Here is a 16,379-nt window from a genome sequence, read left to right as displayed (position 1 = left end):
TGCCCTCATTGTATCAGTCCGTCACCGATTGTTCCAGATGACCGCGCGAATCATCTGCTCGTCCCGCTGTTCCAAGAAGAGCCTCTGTCATATCATATTAACATTGCCTGCTGCGTTGTGAATCGCCCGGTAACAAAACGGCTTGATCTCCCTACATAGCAGTCCTCAAGGCTACTCCAGAAACGAAAATTTAAAAATTTGCCGAGGCCTGCCCCGCGGTACCTTCTCAATGCCCGAAATCTCGACCAGATCATGATCTGACCACAGCTGCAGCAGCCGGTGCGCGCTGCGGACCGTAATGCCGAGCAGATGAGCCAGCTCGTGCACCTTGTATTCATATTTCCCGAACCGGGCGCGCTGATGCAGCAGCTTGCTTAGATAGGCACTGGCCATGCCAGCTTCCTCCGCCCGCTTGATGAATGAGGCATCCGTGAAGGACAGCGCGTCTCGTTCCGGCTCAGCCATCGCCAGCGGCCCGATCAGCGTGCGATCCTCCCGGATGATGAAGCAGGCGTTGCCGCCAGCCTCCTTCGACTTGCTAAGCGCGATTCGAGCGTTCGTGCCCGCGCTGCTCGCGGAATGGCCGAATCCGATGCCGATGCTCAGCGAAATGCCATAGGTCTTATTCACAGCCTTTGCCAGCGGAATTGCTTTATAGCCCCCGGTCTCCCGCCTGAAAACGCTGCGCGTGGTGAAGAACATATACTCGTCTCCTCCCAAGTGGCTCAGGCAGCCGTCCAGCGACTCCACATAATCCAGCATCATACGATGGATATCCAGTTTCAGCTTCTGCACCTCATGCTCGTTGTTGCGCTTCAAGGCCTGGGCAGCAAAATCGTCGATGCGGATCATGCCCACCACCATCTGCCCTTCCCTGCTGCGGCGCGAGACGGCGGACAGCATGGCCTGCTCCAGCGACATCTGAATATCCTGGTCCGAAGGGAGCACACGCTCATGCGGGATGCCGCGCTTGCTCAGCTCTCTGGCTACTGACTCAATGCCGGTTAACGCAACGGAGCATGCTCCCGAGTCATACCAGGCCTGATGGAAATCCGCGATGCGCTCACCCGGGGCACTAGTCCCGGGTTCCCGTTCAGGTCCAGCGTATATCACTGCCTGAACATTCGATAGATCCAGCGCCTGCATCACCTGCCTCACCACACCCTCCGGCATCGTGTCAACCGAGATGCCGCCGGTGAGCTTCCCCTGGCGCTCGGCAGCGAACAGCGCCCTGTAGAATCCGGCCTCGTTCACCGGGACGGGATACACAGGCAGCGGCAGCCATTCGCCTGTCGCCAGCTTGCGCTGAGCGAGCGGATCGGCGAGCAGCATAGCCTCCATTTCTCCTTGCATGCGATCCGTCAGCTCAGGAGCTTCCTGCTCCTCCGAAACAACGACCGGAACCGGAGCAAAGACGGGGAAGGAAGCTATCACCTTCATAATGCGATCAACAATGGTTGAGGTGCCATAAATGCCAATACGGATCTGATGAATAGGTAACTGATGATGTTCAATCATCCTCTCCACTCCCCTTCATTCTCTTATCCGCAAGCGTGTCTGCCCACCCCCTGAGGCAGGAACGGATACCTAAAATCATACTCGCTCCCGCCATTTTCGCAACGTCACCAGCTTTGTCAGTTTTTTTCATTGCTGTATTCAGACAAAAAACGCCGCCCTCCCTCAAACAGGAACAGGCGGCGCTGAAATGCGTTGCTGAAATCATGTTATTGAAATCCCAGGAGTTAAGCTTCCTCATGCTGGACGAATTGGGCGATGTTCTTGCTATGGTCCCCAATCCGCTCCAGATTGCTCAAGATATCCAGATACACCGCCCCTGAATTGCCAGAACAGAGATTCTGGTTCAAGCGTTGAATATGACTTTTGCGGAATCGAACCTCCAGCTCATCCAGCTCAAGCTCGTAGGATAATACCTCTTCGGCAGCCTTCAGGTCGTTGTGCTCCAGCGCGTAGAGCGCCCGCTCCACCGCCTTGTCGGCCAGGCTGAGCATTTCCTTCAGCTCGCGCTCGGCTTCGCTCGAAAATTCCACTTTATTGTTGATGCTGAATTCCGACAGCTCAACGACATTTTCCGCATGGTCGCCGATGCGTTCAATATCATTGACGAGCTGGAACCATCCGGTTGCCTTCTCCGACTCGGCTTCGGACAGGCCGCTCTGATGGATTTTCACCATATAGTCCGTAATCTTGCGGTTCAGTTCGTTGATCAGCTCTTCCTTCTGCAAGGCTAGCTCGCCCACCTTCGGGTCTCTCTCGAAGAAGAAGTCTGACGCGTCATTCAACGCTTCGCGAGCATATTGACCCATCCGCAGAATCTCATGCTGGGCTTGTCCGAGCGCCACGTTAGGCGTTGCCAGCAGCCGATCATCCAGATACTTGGGTTTGAACTCAAGCTCATACATATTCCCTGGAATCACCTTCGTCACAATCCACGCCAGCACAGGAATGAGCGGCAGGAAGATCAGGGTATTCAAGGAATTGAAAATGCCGTGCGCATAAGCAATCTGCATCCGGATATTCACGCCCTCGCCGATCCACATTATCAGGGAATGGACCGGATGCAGCAGCAGCGTGAAGATCACGGCTCCAATGACGTTGAATATGACGTGTACAAGAGCCGTGCGTTTCGCAGCAACTGTAGCCCCGATTGAAGCAAGTACAGCTGTGATGGTGGTACCAATATTGTCCCCGAACAGAATCGGCAGCGCTCCGATCAGACTCACCATGCCTTCATCCGCAATCGTCTGCAGAATACCGATGGTGGCACTCGAGCTTTGCACAATCGCCGTGAACACAGTACCCACGAGCAGCCCCAGCGCCGGCTGGTCCGCCAGATTAATCATGAAATCGGTAAAGGCAGGCAGTTCCCGCAGCGGCTTCATCCCGTCGCTCATGGTAGACAGACCCAGGAACAGCGTCCCGAATCCGAATATAATCTGTCCGATGTATTGATAGGTTTTCTTGTTTAAAAAGAATAAAAAGAATCCCCCCAACGCGATGATAGGCAGCGCATATTCCTCAATCTTGATCCCTACAATGAATGCGGTCATGGTTGTACCGATGTTGGCCCCCATAACCACGCCAATAGCTTGTCTAAGTGTCATCAGCCCGGCATTCACCAATCCGATGGCCATGACCGTCGTTCCGCTGGAGGACTGGATCAGAATCGTGACCCCGATGCCGACCAATACGCCAAGAACCGGATTTGACGTATATTTTGCAAGTAACCCCCGCATTTTGTCACCAGCTGATTTTTGCAGCCCGTCCGACATGTACTTGATGCCGAACAGAAAGATACCCAGACCCCCAATAAACTTAAACAATATATCCTGCCAATCCAAGCGAGAATCCTCCTTCTAGTGTGCGCCTAATATATTGGTTTAACCGAAATAACTGTGACCGGCGGAACTTCCGGCAGGCCTCTCCGTCCGATCTGTAAAAAACCCTCTAATAATTTATCATAATATGTTACTTAGAAACAGCTATTTAAATTAATACATATTCAATCTTTAGCTGGAAATGATAGACAACCTCTATGTTCAGGTGTAAAAAGCTCCCCTTCAGCCCGGGGTTAAGCCGCGTTAACCTCCATAGCCAAGGAGAGCATCGAACGAGTATATTAATGAAGCTTTTATTGGATTAATCGAATCTTCATGTCGGAGAAGTGGGTAACAGTACGCTAAGATCGCATGCTCCGTCTGGAATATATTGAATAGAGGCTAACTTCCTGGGTGCCGCCATGCTTTGTGACATTTCAGTGTCTATTATTCGTTCGCAGGATAGAGGCTATTCAACCTCGACAATAATTTCCACCTCGACCGGTGTATCGAACGGCAGTTCATTGGTCCCGATGGCCGAACGCGCGTGGCGGCCCTTATCGCCAAAAACGTCAATCAACAGATCGGAGGCGCCATTCAACACATAAGGCTGATCTTTAAACCCTTCGGCGCTTTGGATGAAGCCAAGCATTTTCACCACTTTGGTGACCCGGTTCAGATCCCCGAGATGCGCCTGCAGTGATGACAAAATGTTGATGACACAACGGCGCGCCGCTTCCTGCCCCTGTTCAATCGTGAGATCTGATCCCAGCTTGCCCGTTAGAATCAGTTCCCCGTTCTTGCGGCAATCATGGCCGGATGTATACAGCAGATTTCCCGTCTGGGTTACCGGAACGTATGAGAATTTGGGCGTGCCGACCTCTTCAAGTTCAATGTTCAATGCCTTTAATCTGTCCTGAATTGTCATTTTATATTTCTCCTCCTGATCAAAAGTCGATTATTGCAGTATGCCGATCGCCAGATTCCCGTAAATTCTCGCTGCCTGAACGATCTCGATTACCGGAACATATTCATCTTTCACATGAGCTTGCAGCAGCGACCCGGGCCCGAAAATAACCGTCGGGATCCCCAGATCCCCGCTTAGAAACGGAGCTTCGCAGAAAGCTTCGAATACGCCCACTACCGGGGTACTGCCACGCACAACCTGGACCGCATCGGCAAGTCCAAGCACCAGTGGATGATCCTCCTCGATTAAGGTGGCAGGGAGGAACAAATAATCCTCGATTTCGTAATCAAAATCGCTGCCTCCCGCCGCAGCAGTCAAAGCATCGTTCAACTGTTTCAGCACACGCTCCCGCGTCTCTCCTGGAATCAAGCGGCGATCAATTTCGATCTCACAGCTTTGCGGAATAATATTCGGAGCTGTGCCTCCCTTGATCTGGGTCACATTCAGCGCCGGGCTGCCCAGAATGGGATGAGATTGCGTTTGAAGATGGCTTCGAAGCGGCTGCAGCCCCGCGATCAGGGCGGCCATTTTCGGAATGGCGTTGTCCGGAGACTTCACCTTCCCCGCGTGAGCCGCCGCGCCAGAGGTGCGGACACGGTACCGCCCAATCCCCTTATGCGCTATGCAGATGTCAAGCTCTGTCGGCTCGCCGATGACCGCGTAATCTGCGTGTATCGGGTGCTCCACGAAATGACGCATTCCAAGGTTAACCCTCTCCTCATCGGCATTAAAGAACAGGATCAGTTCGCCGGCGAACGGATTGCCTGACCGCTGCAGGCAAATAGCAGCATACAGCATCGCCGCTACGCCTGACTTCATATCCGCGGCCCCTCTGCCGATCAGAAAGCCATCCTTTATCGTCGCTGCAAATGGGTCTACACTCCAATCCTCTCCGGCTGGGACCACATCAAGATGCCCGTTCAGCAGCAGCCTCGGACCCGGCCGCTGTCCCGTCAGAACTGCCGTCAGATTCGCCCGTCCTGGCGCGGGCCACTGAAGCTCGGCCTGTATGCCCTCTCGCGCAAGCAGCTCCTTTATGTATCGTGCCGCCACTTCCTCATGCCCTGGAGGATTTACACTTTGGCATCGGATAAGACCGGAGGTAATGTCAAGCAGCTCCTGCTCGTCAAACACGTCCTCCCAAGAACGGTTCATTGTCAGACCACTCCTTTCCCATGTGTAGTTAGCCGTTAGCTGCTCTTGCCCCTGACTGCTCTTGCCCCCGCTCTCTTGCCCTGCTCTCTTGCGTCTAGCTACTCTTGCCCCTCGCATCGATCTTGATGCTAAGCACGACCTCGCCGTCCCGAACGCCCAGCACCTCATCGCACAAATTCGGAATCACGCAGGCATGATTGGGGATAATCGTCAGCTGCTGGCCAATCCGAACCGAAAGTTCAGGCGGATAACGCAGAAAGCCGTGCTCCTCGTTCAGCTTGAAAATCTCGATCTCCGGGTGCTCGACAATATATCCGTAGCCCTTGGAGAAGGGCATTGTGTCTGTTGTCAGCGTCTTCGATCCAGCATCGATGATCGCTCTGCCGGGAGCCGGAGTGCTGACCACCGTGGTCACGACCCGCAACGCGCAATCTTCAACGCCAACCATGCCCATCGACAGCTGGCCCACATCGTGGAACAGATAGTTCCCGGCACGGACCTCCGTCACGCCGTCCAGGTCCTGGGCAAACTTCGAAGAGAGCGATGAGCCGCCGCTAACCACCGGCAGGGTCATGCCGTTTGCGCGGATCATATCGGCCGACTGCTGCAGCAGACACGCTTCCTGCTTCGCCATCTCCCGGATATCTTCTCGGGATTGTTCGGCATAGATTTGCCCCGCATACGACAGCACCCCGACAACCTCAATCCCCGGCAGATCACAAATTTGCAAGGCAAATTCGGCCGTATCCTGCCCCGGCTGACGCCCGCAGCGGCCAATCCCCCCATCCACCTCGATGTATAGCGGAATTGTGCGCTGCAGACGCTCGCCAACTTGCGATACCGAGACGGCCGCTTCCAGGCTATCAGCTACACATGTAACCTGGGTATGCTGCGCCAGGCGAAATAGCCGCTCCTGCTTGTCCGCTCCGATAATCGGAAAAGCGATGAGAATATCATCGATGCCAGCCTCGGCCATCACTTCAGCTTCGCCAAGCTTGGCGCATGTAATTCCCGCACACCCGGCCTCAAGCTGCTTGCGCGCAAAATAAACCGACTTGTGAGACTTGATATGCGGACGATGGCGGATACCGGCACTCCTAACAACGTCGGCCATTCTCCTGATATTGCGCTCGGCAATATCCAGATCAACAACGACAGCGGGCGTAGATACGTTCATCTGTTCACGATCCTTTCCGGAAGCATTCCAACCAAGAACCTGCTCCACCGCAATCCGGCCTTTTATTGGCATCCGTTCTTTCCACAATAAAAATAATTAGATAATAAGAATATTTTTTAGATTAATCAAATTATGAAGGGTGCCCGATCAATTTGTCAATCATAAATCGAGGGGTGACAGGGGGATGTTAGGCCCCTGCTTCGAGGACGCCATTGCCGATGATCTATTCGTACGGCGGGAGCATGCGAAGCGATAGGGGCACTATAGAGGCACCTATGATGCCTAGCACTTTTAGGCACCTAAATACACTGGTAAGCACTTTTGAGGCACCACAGGCACTTTTTCAGAGGTACTTTTGAGGTACTATAAGATCTTTCAGAGGCACTTAGGCCTTTCAGAGGCACTTCAGATTCAGATGCACCATAGGCAACTTCAGAAACCTCGGGACTGCGGGACTTCGGGAGTCTTTCATGTATCTGCCCTTGCCTGCGCGAGGATTAAAGCAGATTCTCCGAAGGGGTCTTGTCCTTACCGGCTCTGACTTCATCAAGGTAGTTGTACAGTGTGAACTTCGAAATGTCCAGAAACTGGCACACCTTGTCCCCTGCTTTTTTGACCAGGAACGCGCCGCGCATATCCAGGAACTGGATCGCCTTCAGCTTATCCTCCTTGTTCATGTGAGATACCGGCTTGCCGATCTCCTTCTGGCACTCCTGCAGAAGATATTCAAGCAGATCGTTCACGTCATTCACGAATACTTCCTTAACCTCTTGATCAAGGCTATGCATCGTAAGCGACCGCAGCGTATTCTCCGCCACCAGAAAATCCGAAATATCAAAATTAATGCACAGCGCACCAATTGTTTCGCCCTTGCTGTTCTTGAAGTACGTGGACGATGACCGCAGAATCTTCCCATCCTTCGTCTGGGTGATATAGTTGTACCGATCGCCTTCGGTCACAGTTCCCCGAAGCACTTCCAGCCCGAGATTGCTTCCGCAGTCCCCCACCTTTCTGCCCGTAATATGCCCGTTCTCGATCGCCACAATCGTGCTTTCATAGCCTTGGCTCAGATCGTGAAGCACCACTTCACATTGGTTGCCAAACTGGGCAGCGATACAGCGCACAACCGGCAGAAGCACATTCAATTCGTCCTTGATATTTTCCATCATTCACACACTTTCTGCTTTGATTTCGTCAATTTGGTGCAAATCACCTTGGTACAAGTGTTTTTGTACAATCTATAGAATCATGTTTGGAACTGTCACAGTTATCGCTCTTAGTGTCCTTAATGTTCAGCGCTTTGTCAAGCGAATGAGATGCGCAGTACGAGCAACGCTTTATTCCCCCTTTCCTCCTTACAACACTAGTCTCTCCCCCACCCCTTGCATGATTATCCCTTTCGTTCAGGGAGACAGGGGGACAGAAGTATACGAGTATATGATGATGTGAGGATGTGAGGATGTGAGGATGTGAGGATGCGAGGGTATGAGGATATGAGGGTAGAAGTCAGGAAGGCTGGTGAGCAGGAAAAGAAGATGGCAGATAGGCGGAACAGGCAAAAAACTCCTGATCTAACGGGATAATCATGCAAGGCTCTCCCGGTACAAGTCCGAACTGCACAGCACAGTCCGCACTTCACCAGCAGACGCCGCACTCCACAGTCCGCACAGCATTCCACGAGTCGGACTCCACCGCATAGAAGCCCCATACCGTTAAGGTATGAGGCGATTAATGTTTACTCTCCTTCGTTCTCTAATAGAGCATATCCCCGTACAATCTCAATAAAAGCCTTCTGCATAATCAGCAGCGCCTGCTCGTCAAAATCAAACTTCGGATGATGATGCGGATATTGGGTGGACTCATGTTCATTTCTGGCGCCGACCTTGAAGTAGGTTCCTGGCTTCTCCTTCAGAAAATAAGCAAAATCCTCCGCCCCCATGCTCGGCTCCATCTCCATCATTGCATCTTCCCCGAATGATTCGGCCAGTAGCCTTCGAGTCGCCTCCGTCGCCTCCTTATGGTTAAAGAGTGCCGGATAGCCGCGCAAATAGTCTATGCTGTATGAGGCATGCGCCCCGGACACGATGCCATCCACGATCGAGCGGATCTCCTCTTCAATCAAGTCGCGCACGCCTTCATCGAAGGAGCGTACTGTCCCTTCCAGACGAGCCGTGTCGGCGATGACATTAAAGGCCGAGCCAGCATGAAACTGGCCTACCGTGACAACACCTGCCTGAAGCGGGCTGATTCGGCGGCTGACGATCTTTTGCAGCGCCCCGACAAGTTCACTGCCGATGACAATGGAATCAATCGCTTCGTGCGGTCTGGCGCCGTGGCCCCCTTTTCCATGGATCACGATATCAAATTTATCCACCGCGGCCATCTGGTAGCCCGCACCGACCGCGATTTTACCGACAGGCACATCGGTGGCGAGATGAATAGCGAATACCGCATCAACCTCATCCAGAATTCCTTCCTCGATCATTGCCTTGGCGCCGCCAGGAGGAAGCTCCTCTGCAGGCTGGAATATGAAATGGATCGTTCCCTTCAGCTGATCGCGATATCGGGACAGCACCTTCGCCGTGCCGAGCAGCGCCGCCGTATGGCCATCGTGGCCGCAGGCGTGCATTACGCCATCATACCGTGACTTGTACGGCACCTCCTTCTCGTCGGCGATCGGCAGCGCGTCAAAGTCTGCTCTGAGGGCGATTCGCTTGCCTTCCTCCCCGCCCTTCAGCACAGCCACGATCCCATAGCCGCCAATGCCGGTCCGAACCTCCAGACCAAAGCTTGTCAGCTTGTCCGTGATGAACGCCGCTGTATTCTGCTCCTGAAAAGACAGCTCCGGATGCTGGTGCAAATGCCGTCTCCATTCCACCACTGTCTGAAATTCCTCTTCAATCTCCTTGAACATCGCTTGGATATCCATCTGGTCTCCACCTCGCTCGCCTACTGATTCAGCAAAAACTCCTCGCCTGCGATGCCCGGAGACGTCATATGATACGGGTCTAGAATCACATTGATCTGTTCTTCGGTCAGCAGGCCCTTCTCCAGAATGATTTCCCGAATACCCTGGCCCGTCTGCTGCGCTTCCTTCACCAATCTGGAAGCCACATCGTAGCCCAGATGCGGATTCAATGCTGTAATAATGCCGTAGCTGTTATCAACATAATACTTGCAGCTCTCTCTGTTCGCCTTCAGGTCAATCATCAGGTTTTTATAAAATACATCCATGCCGTTCTTCAAAATCTTCAGGGAATGCATCAGATTGTTGGCTGCCACCGGAACCATTACGTTCAGCTCGAACTGCCCTGCTTCGCAGGCCAGGCAGATCGTATGATCGTTGCCGATGACCTGGAATGCAATCTGGTTCATCACCTCAGCCATAACCGGGTTTACCTTGCCCGGCATGATCGACGATCCCGGCTGCCTTGGCGGCACGTTGAGCTCGCCCAGCCCTGCCCGTGGCCCTGACGCCATCAAGCGGATGTCATTACACATCTTCGATATATTGACGGCACATACTTTTAGCGCCGCTGACAATTCCATATACGCATCGGTGTTCTGTGTCGCATCGACCAGATCATCCGCTTGCCTGAGCGAGAAGCCGGTCAGCTCGTTCAAATGCTGCACGACGCCGCGCATGTAATCCGGTGTGGCATTCAGCCCGGTACCGACAGCCGTCGCCCCCATATTCACAACCAGCAGCCCTTGCGCCGCACGTTCAATACGGGCTATATCCCGCTCCAACACGTTGGCGTAAGCACCGAACTCTTGTCCGAGACGAATCGGAACCGCATCCTGTAGATGAGTGCGCCCCATCTTGATGACATCATCAAACTCTTCGGCCTTCGCCCGGATTCCTGTCACCAATGTGCGGAACACCTGAAGCAGATCCTGCGTCAGTCGAAACGAAGCGATCCGGATCGCTGTCGGGATTGCATCGTTCGTGGACTGGGACATGTTCACATGGTTGTTTGGACTGCAATGGAAATACTCCCCTTTTTGCTGGCCCATCAGCTCCAGCGCACGGTTGGCCAACACCTCATTCATGTTCATGTTGATCGAGGTGCCTGCACCTCCCTGAATCGAGTCCACGATGAATTCCGAACGAAGATTGCCTTCAATAATCTCGTCGGCTGCCTCCGAAATGGCGTTACCGATCCGCTTCGGAAGCCAGCCCAGCTCCATATTGGCGATTGCAGCCGCCTTCTTCACTTCGGCAAGCGCCGTGATCAGCTCGCTGTGGATCGGCACGCCGCTGATCGGAAAGTTCTCAACAGCCCTGACCGTGTTAATTCCGTAGTAGGCCTCCAATGGAAGCTGCTTTTCCCCCAGAAAATCCTTCTCAATCCGAAACTGTACCATGGACAACATCACCGCCGCCTTTGTCTGTATTTGTCGGGATTATGCGCCGAACGACTCCCAGTGCATCAGAACATAATCCTCTTGTAAAGTGATCCTGTTAATATCCAGCATTCCCGGATATATAACAATTCTCCTTGGACTGTCTCTTTTCCTTTTTCTTATCTTATCTCTAATGTACGTCCGACATCGCCCGGAATCGACGGATAGGTGCGCACTTTCTGTCATAAAAAGGCGATCGTCCCTCCTCGTAAGGACGACCGCTATAGTTGCGGCCTGACAGCCACCTTATTTAGCGATCAGCACCTTCATCAGCTTCACTGCCGACCGCCCGCGAGGGCGCCGCAAATATCGCTCGACATACCGGTAGTCTGTCAAAATCACCTTCGCATCTTTCATAGCATAGGCAAAATCATCATCAAACAAAAGCCGGAATTCCCATATCCGCTTGTCCCAGTTCGGAATCGATGCCTGCATCCATTCATCCTCCGCGCCTGGATGAACGTACGTCTCGCACACGCCTTCCGGCAGCTTGTACAGCCTGGCGATGATCGACTGCTTGAAGCGATCATACCTCTCCCCCTCCACAATCCGGTAAGGGTGGGACAGCAAATAATCCGGGATCGGTACGCCGAAGGCATCGGCCAGTCCGGAAGCCAGCGCCACCGGCCGCTGGATATTCGACAAGGTGCTGAGCAGCGGATCGCTCGGATCAATATAGCGGAACAGCCTGGCCGGCAGCCGCCAGCGCCTGGCTTTCCACAGCATTTGCGGAATCAGGCTACGGCCGGTCTCCACACCATACAGGCTCCCCATATGGTTATCGATATGGCTAAGCCGGATTCCGGATTTCCGGGCCAACTGATATTGGGCCTCAAGTTCCTTCATCACTGCGCCAGCAGCTGCACCAGTCTCGAACTCCTGCACAGTCCGGTATTGATGGCCAGTCTCATCATGAAGCGACGGGTGTCCCGTCAGACTGGCCCACCGAAGCGCCTCAAACTCGCTGGTCAAGGTCAGATGAAGTCCCACATTGGGCTGCTGCCTGCGGGCACACCAGGACGCAGCTTCTTCATAACCGGGCGCAACCGCCATGACTGTTGCCGACGATACCTTGCCCTCTTCCAGCAGGTGGAAGATCGCTTTGTTTGCTGCCGGGCTCTGTCCAAAATCATCACAGTTGATGATCAGTCTTCGTTCCATGTTCGAGTTCCCCTTTTAGTGTGTTGTTGAAATCCATTTTGACCATAAAAGATATGAGGAAGGCGATTCCAAGCAGTATCAGCGGAACCACACTTGTCAGGTACCGGAAGGTCGCTTCCGGATTGTTCCCCGGGTTGTCGCCACTTTCATATCCGAATATGATGCCTACGATCCAGAAGGCAATGGCCGAGATCAACCCGCTTGAACGTGTAATAAATCCACCCACAGCCGTATAGATCCCTTCCCTGCGCAGCCCGGTTCGCGCCTCATCCTCATCGATAATTCTCCCGCTGACGATCGCTGGCGTAACGAGAAAGCCAGCCAGGCCGAATCCGACCATAACGCCTGCCAGAATGCCACTGGTCAGATCCTGACCGAACCAGAGCGGGATGACGGATAGCCCGTAAGCTGCCAGCGACAGCCGCCATGCCTTCACGCCGTCCATCGTGCGAATAATCCAGTACCACACAAACACGAGCGGGATGACAGATACAAAAACCGAAGCAAGCAGCACCGATACAAGCGCCTCCGGTATGCCAAGCACATATTTGGCGTAGAACGGAATCATCGAGCTAATTAGTCCGTTAACCGTCTGAGCAAATGAATTCGATATATGAAACACCCAAAACTTGCGGTTGTTCAATGTTTCCCGAAATGCCCGCACCAGTTTAAGCGGCTTCTGTTGAGCGTATGTCTCGTTTTCCCGTACCGATAACATGCAGAGCAGCATGAATATTCCGAACAGGAACGCATACAGGACAGCCATGCGGGAAAAGCCTATCGCGTCAAACAAAATGGGGGTCAGCGCCGTTCCGATGAGCAGCGCCACCACCTGGTAGCCCTGCTGGATAGCGGAGGCTTTGGCACGCAGCCGATCTCCTCTGAACAGCTCGGGAAATAATGCGCCGTAGTTTACCCACAGCACCGTAGCCGCTGCCTCGAACAGCAGCAGCGCGATCAAGAACCACGCGAACAATCCGCCTTGGGCAAGTCCCGACGGAGGCGAGAATACCATGATGAACATTAGCATGAACACCGGCATCGCGCCAAACACCCACGGTCTTCGCCGTCCGAAGCGCGTCCGGGTCCGGTCGGACCAATAACCCATAAGCGGGTTGTTAACCGCATCCCAGATCAGAAAGATCATTCTTGCCAGCGTGGCCAGCCCGATGCCCAGACCTAGCTTCTCTACATAAAAGTAGCTATAAAAGGAACTGAAAGCCTGACTCGGCACCATCATCGCAAACATGCCGAGCGAGAATGAATACGGTGAATTGATCCAGCGGCGCAGGCGATGCATAGCGCTTCCCCCCATAAGGTCCATGTCCGGATGCTTTTGTTGTACAGTATTCTGCAAGGAAGAAGAATATACCTGCCCGCCCAGGAGCTGTAATAAGTTAAATCTCCATGCGAAAAGCCGGACCGCCAGGGATTATCCCCTGCACGGTCCGGCTCTTGATTGCCAATTGGCGGACAGCTCTGTTTTGTATGAAATGCAAGCCCCGATCAAGCTTAGGCCGCCTGATCACTAACGATAGTACTGGCATTAGCATTAGCATTAGCACTAGCATTAGTCTAGCCTTAGCCTCAGCCTTAACACTGGCACTAGCCTTAACATTATTAGCATTAGCACTACCTTAGCCTAACACTAACACGAGCAGCGTTAGCTGTGTTTCAACGGCTTATAAACAGCGGATCCACAAAGCTCCGGCAATATTGCTCTGCAATATCCTCGGCACTATGTCCATGATCCCGAAAATACAAAATGACGTCAGCACGTGGCAGAGAAGCAAGCATGATGGACGTAAACCCCGGGTCAACCGGCATCAGTCCTTCCTGTTCGGCAGCTTCCTCCAGTAGTCCTTGGATCTCCTTTTGCAGAAAATCAAAGGGTGGGGACTCACACACATTCTTCTTGGTTTCCTCCAGCCTGTCGGCAGTCAGCATCACACGAAGCCATTCCAAATCCTCATTGAAGTGAAGAATGACCCGGGTCAGCACCGTCCGCAGCCGGACCGCCACCGGAAGTTCCCCATTTGATTCGAGGTAGGCCTTGATTTCCTTCATAAAGCGGTCGATCTTCGTTTCCATTAGCGAAAAGCAGATTTTGCTTTTGCTCGGATAGCGCCGGTACAACGTTCCCTGACCTATACCGACGGTCTTTGCGACCTGATGCATGGAAACATCCTCAACCCCGTATTTGTCAAACAAGGCCTGTGCCGTATCCAGAATTTTTTGACTCAGCTCATCATTCTCTTTTCTTATCCGCATGCTTGTTTCCCCTTCTGAACCATGCTTGGAGTTACGCAGCAGACTTCTCCTCACTTGTAGGAGAGTACGTCCGCTTCACGAACAAGCCCAGCACCAAGGCGATCCCGGCCATAACCAGACCGACGATAAACGCATTATGCAAACCTGCAACCATCGCTTCCACAGGATTCAGATCTCCGGTTGTGACCGCATAATTTCTCGCACCAGCTGTCATGATGCTGATGAACAGCGCCATCCCGACAGCCCCGGCTACCTGCTGCAACGTATTCATAATCGCCGTCCCGTGCGGGTACAACAGACGCGGCAGCTGATTTAGCGCCGTTGTCTGAGCCGGCATCATAACCATTGAAATTCCCAGCATCATCATAACATGGATAAAGATGACGTTACCACCAGTCCAAGAAGAGTCGATACGCGAGAACAGGAACACAGCAATCACCATCAGACTGAGTCCTGGGATGACAAGCACCCGAGGTCCGAATTTGTCAAACAGCCTGCCTGTAATCGGCGCCATCAGACCGTTGACGATACTGCCCGGCATCAGGACGAGACCGGCGGCAAGTGCCGTCAATCCGAGCGCATTCTGAAGGAACAGCGGCAGCATGATCATGGTGGAGAACATGCTCATCATCAGAACTAGCATCAGCACCGTTACAAGTGCGAACATCGGATATTTAAAGGTGCGCAGATCCAGCATTGGCTCCTTCACCGTCAACTGGCGCCAAACAAAGAGCCCCAAGCCAATCACACCGGCAAGAATGCACCACGTCACGAGCGGATCCGACCAAGAACCTTCACCCGCACTGCTGAAACCATATACGATACCGCCGAAGCCAATCGTCGACAGAATAATCGAGAGGTAATCCACCTTCGGTTTGGTCAGCACCGACACGTTCTTCAAATATATCGCTGCGAACACAATCGAGAAGAGCGCCAGCGGAATAACCAGATAGAACAACCAGCGCCAGTTCAGCGCCTCTACGATGAAACCGGAAAGCGTCGGGCCGATCGCCGGAGCCGTCATAATAACGAGACCGATCATTCCCATTGCCGCACCGCGGTTTTCCGGCGGATAGATACTCAGAATTGTATTCATAAGAACCGGCAGCATTAGCCCTGTTCCGACCGCCTGTAAGATCCGGCCAAACAGCAACATGCCAAATACCGGCGAAAATCCACAAACAATCGTACCGATCAAAAACAGGCTCATCGCCCCAATAAACATCTGCCTTGTCGTAAACCACAGCTGAAGCAGCGCCGTTACCGGCACCAAAATACCAACCACCAGCAGGTATGACGTTGACAGCCATTGTACCGTAGCCTCTCCGATCCCGAATTGGGTCATCAAAGCCGGAAATGCAATGTTCAGCAGCGTTTCGTTCAGTATGGATACGAACGCCCCGATAATTAACGCAGCCACGATGGGCCCTCTCTTTATCTTGCTTAAATCAATGTTGGCCTGCCCAGGCCCCACTCCCATATCCAAGACCTTAATCCTCCTTTATATCTATGTATTGCCGGACAATTGTCCGGCAACGCTGTTCTATTGTAACGGACAATTGTCCGGTCGTCAATTCCTTTAAATTTTATTATTTTCACACGCTTCGTAAGTGATAGATCACGCTATTAACAGCTTGTTATCGCCTTTGTCCTCGTGCTCTCCTGCTGTTGGTATCCCTGCCTCCTCCCCCTTTCACGATTATCCCTTTCGTTCAGGTTTAGCGGTTGAGCGCTAGGACAGTTTCCAGAATAACGGGCAAATGCAAAAAGGTCGAAGAAAGCGATAGAATGCGACTTTTCTATGCTAAAGATACATTTTTTGTGCTGAACTAATAATTTCATTTGATAACAGAACGTACGTTTGGTATAATATAGGAGAAAGGGAACGTATGTGCGTGGATTTCAA

Annotated in this window: 12 protein-coding genes; all 12 read right to left on the bottom strand. The window is 52.9% G+C overall.

What is annotated here, in order from left to right:
- Window positions 1-171: 171 nt before the first annotated feature.
- On the bottom strand, window positions 172-1,518 hold the full coding sequence (locus CHH75_RS22660; RefSeq protein WP_095399221.1) for a hypothetical protein: 1,347 nt from the start codon (window positions 1,516-1,518) through the stop codon (window positions 172-174).
- A gap of 224 nt (window positions 1,519-1,742) precedes the next feature.
- Window positions 1,743-3,359 (bottom strand): Na/Pi cotransporter family protein, encoded by a 1,617-nt coding sequence (locus tag CHH75_RS22655; RefSeq protein ID WP_095399220.1) that lies wholly within the window; start codon window positions 3,357-3,359, stop codon window positions 1,743-1,745.
- Window positions 3,360-3,804: 445 nt separating this feature from the next.
- Window positions 3,805-4,263: a RidA family protein gene (locus CHH75_RS22650; protein ID WP_095264517.1), complete on the bottom strand. Its 459-nt coding sequence runs from the start codon at window positions 4,261-4,263 to the stop codon at window positions 3,805-3,807.
- A 30-nt stretch (window positions 4,264-4,293) separates the two neighbouring features.
- Window positions 4,294-5,457 carry a M20 family metallopeptidase gene (locus CHH75_RS22645; protein WP_095399219.1) on the bottom strand — a complete coding sequence of 388 codons (1,164 nt, stop codon included), beginning with the start codon at window positions 5,455-5,457 and terminating at the stop codon, window positions 4,294-4,296.
- A gap of 94 nt (window positions 5,458-5,551) precedes the next feature.
- Window positions 5,552-6,682 (bottom strand): alanine racemase, encoded by a 1,131-nt coding sequence (locus CHH75_RS22640; RefSeq protein WP_255223098.1) that lies wholly within the window; start codon window positions 6,680-6,682, stop codon window positions 5,552-5,554.
- 449 nt (window positions 6,683-7,131) lie between these two features.
- Complete coding sequence (locus CHH75_RS22635) at window positions 7,132-7,800, bottom strand: helix-turn-helix transcriptional regulator (protein ID WP_095264550.1); 669 nt, start codon at window positions 7,798-7,800, stop codon at window positions 7,132-7,134.
- A 569-nt stretch (window positions 7,801-8,369) separates the two neighbouring features.
- Complete coding sequence (locus CHH75_RS22630) at window positions 8,370-9,563, bottom strand: M20 metallopeptidase family protein (RefSeq protein ID WP_095399218.1); 1,194 nt, start codon at window positions 9,561-9,563, stop codon at window positions 8,370-8,372.
- Between the two features lie 20 nt (window positions 9,564-9,583).
- A complete protein-coding gene (gene aspA, locus CHH75_RS22625) occupies window positions 9,584-11,002 on the bottom strand; it encodes an aspartate ammonia-lyase (RefSeq protein WP_095399232.1) in 1,419 nt (472 codons plus the stop codon).
- A 285-nt stretch (window positions 11,003-11,287) separates the two neighbouring features.
- Complete coding sequence (locus tag CHH75_RS22615; protein ID WP_095264508.1) at window positions 11,288-12,202, bottom strand: polysaccharide deacetylase family protein; 915 nt, start codon at window positions 12,200-12,202, stop codon at window positions 11,288-11,290.
- The gene (locus CHH75_RS22610; RefSeq protein ID WP_095264506.1) at window positions 12,174-13,502 is read right to left on the bottom strand and encodes an MFS transporter; all 1,329 of its coding nucleotides are present in this window, start codon (window positions 13,500-13,502) and stop codon (window positions 12,174-12,176) included. Before CHH75_RS22610 ends, CHH75_RS22615 begins: the two co-directional genes overlap by 29 nt.
- A 374-nt stretch (window positions 13,503-13,876) precedes the next feature.
- Window positions 13,877-14,473 (bottom strand): TetR/AcrR family transcriptional regulator, encoded by a 597-nt coding sequence (locus tag CHH75_RS22605; protein WP_155617571.1) that lies wholly within the window; start codon window positions 14,471-14,473, stop codon window positions 13,877-13,879.
- 31 nt (window positions 14,474-14,504) lie between these two features.
- A complete protein-coding gene (locus CHH75_RS22600; protein WP_230875613.1) occupies window positions 14,505-15,953 on the bottom strand; it encodes an MDR family MFS transporter in 1,449 nt (482 codons plus the stop codon).
- Window positions 15,954-16,379: the final 426 nt, after the last annotated feature.

Origin of the sequence: Paenibacillus sp. 7541 (assembly GCF_002276395.1) — a bacterium.
Taxonomy (GTDB): Bacteria; Bacillota; Bacilli; order Paenibacillales; family Paenibacillaceae; genus Paenibacillus_AQ; species Paenibacillus_AQ campinasensis.
Note: the sequence above shows the minus strand (reverse complement) of the source record. Positions and strands in the feature narration are given on the sequence as shown.

Coding starts and splice junctions, on each gene's coding strand:
- CHH75_RS22660 (WP_095399221.1), bottom strand. CDS start 1,518: ATGATTGAACATCATCAGTTACCTATTCATCAGATCCGTATTGGCATT.
- CHH75_RS22650 (WP_095264517.1), bottom strand. CDS start 4,263: ATGACAATTCAGGACAGATTAAAGGCATTGAACATTGAACTTGAAGAG.
- CHH75_RS22645 (WP_095399219.1), bottom strand. CDS start 5,457: ATGAACCGTTCTTGGGAGGACGTGTTTGACGAGCAGGAGCTGCTTGAC.
- CHH75_RS22635 (WP_095264550.1), bottom strand. CDS start 7,800: ATGGAAAATATCAAGGACGAATTGAATGTGCTTCTGCCGGTTGTGCGC.
- CHH75_RS22630 (WP_095399218.1), bottom strand. CDS start 9,563: ATGGATATCCAAGCGATGTTCAAGGAGATTGAAGAGGAATTTCAGACA.
- aspA (WP_095399232.1), bottom strand. CDS start 11,002: ATGGTACAGTTTCGGATTGAGAAGGATTTTCTGGGGGAAAAGCAGCTT.
- CHH75_RS22615 (WP_095264508.1), bottom strand. CDS start 12,202: ATGGAACGAAGACTGATCATCAACTGTGATGATTTTGGACAGAGCCCG.
- CHH75_RS22610 (WP_095264506.1), bottom strand. CDS start 13,502: ATGCATCGCCTGCGCCGCTGGATCAATTCACCGTATTCATTCTCGCTC.
- CHH75_RS22605 (WP_155617571.1), bottom strand. CDS start 14,473: ATGCGGATAAGAAAAGAGAATGATGAGCTGAGTCAAAAAATTCTGGAT.
- CHH75_RS22600 (WP_230875613.1), bottom strand. CDS start 15,953: ATGGGAGTGGGGCCTGGGCAGGCCAACATTGATTTAAGCAAGATAAAG.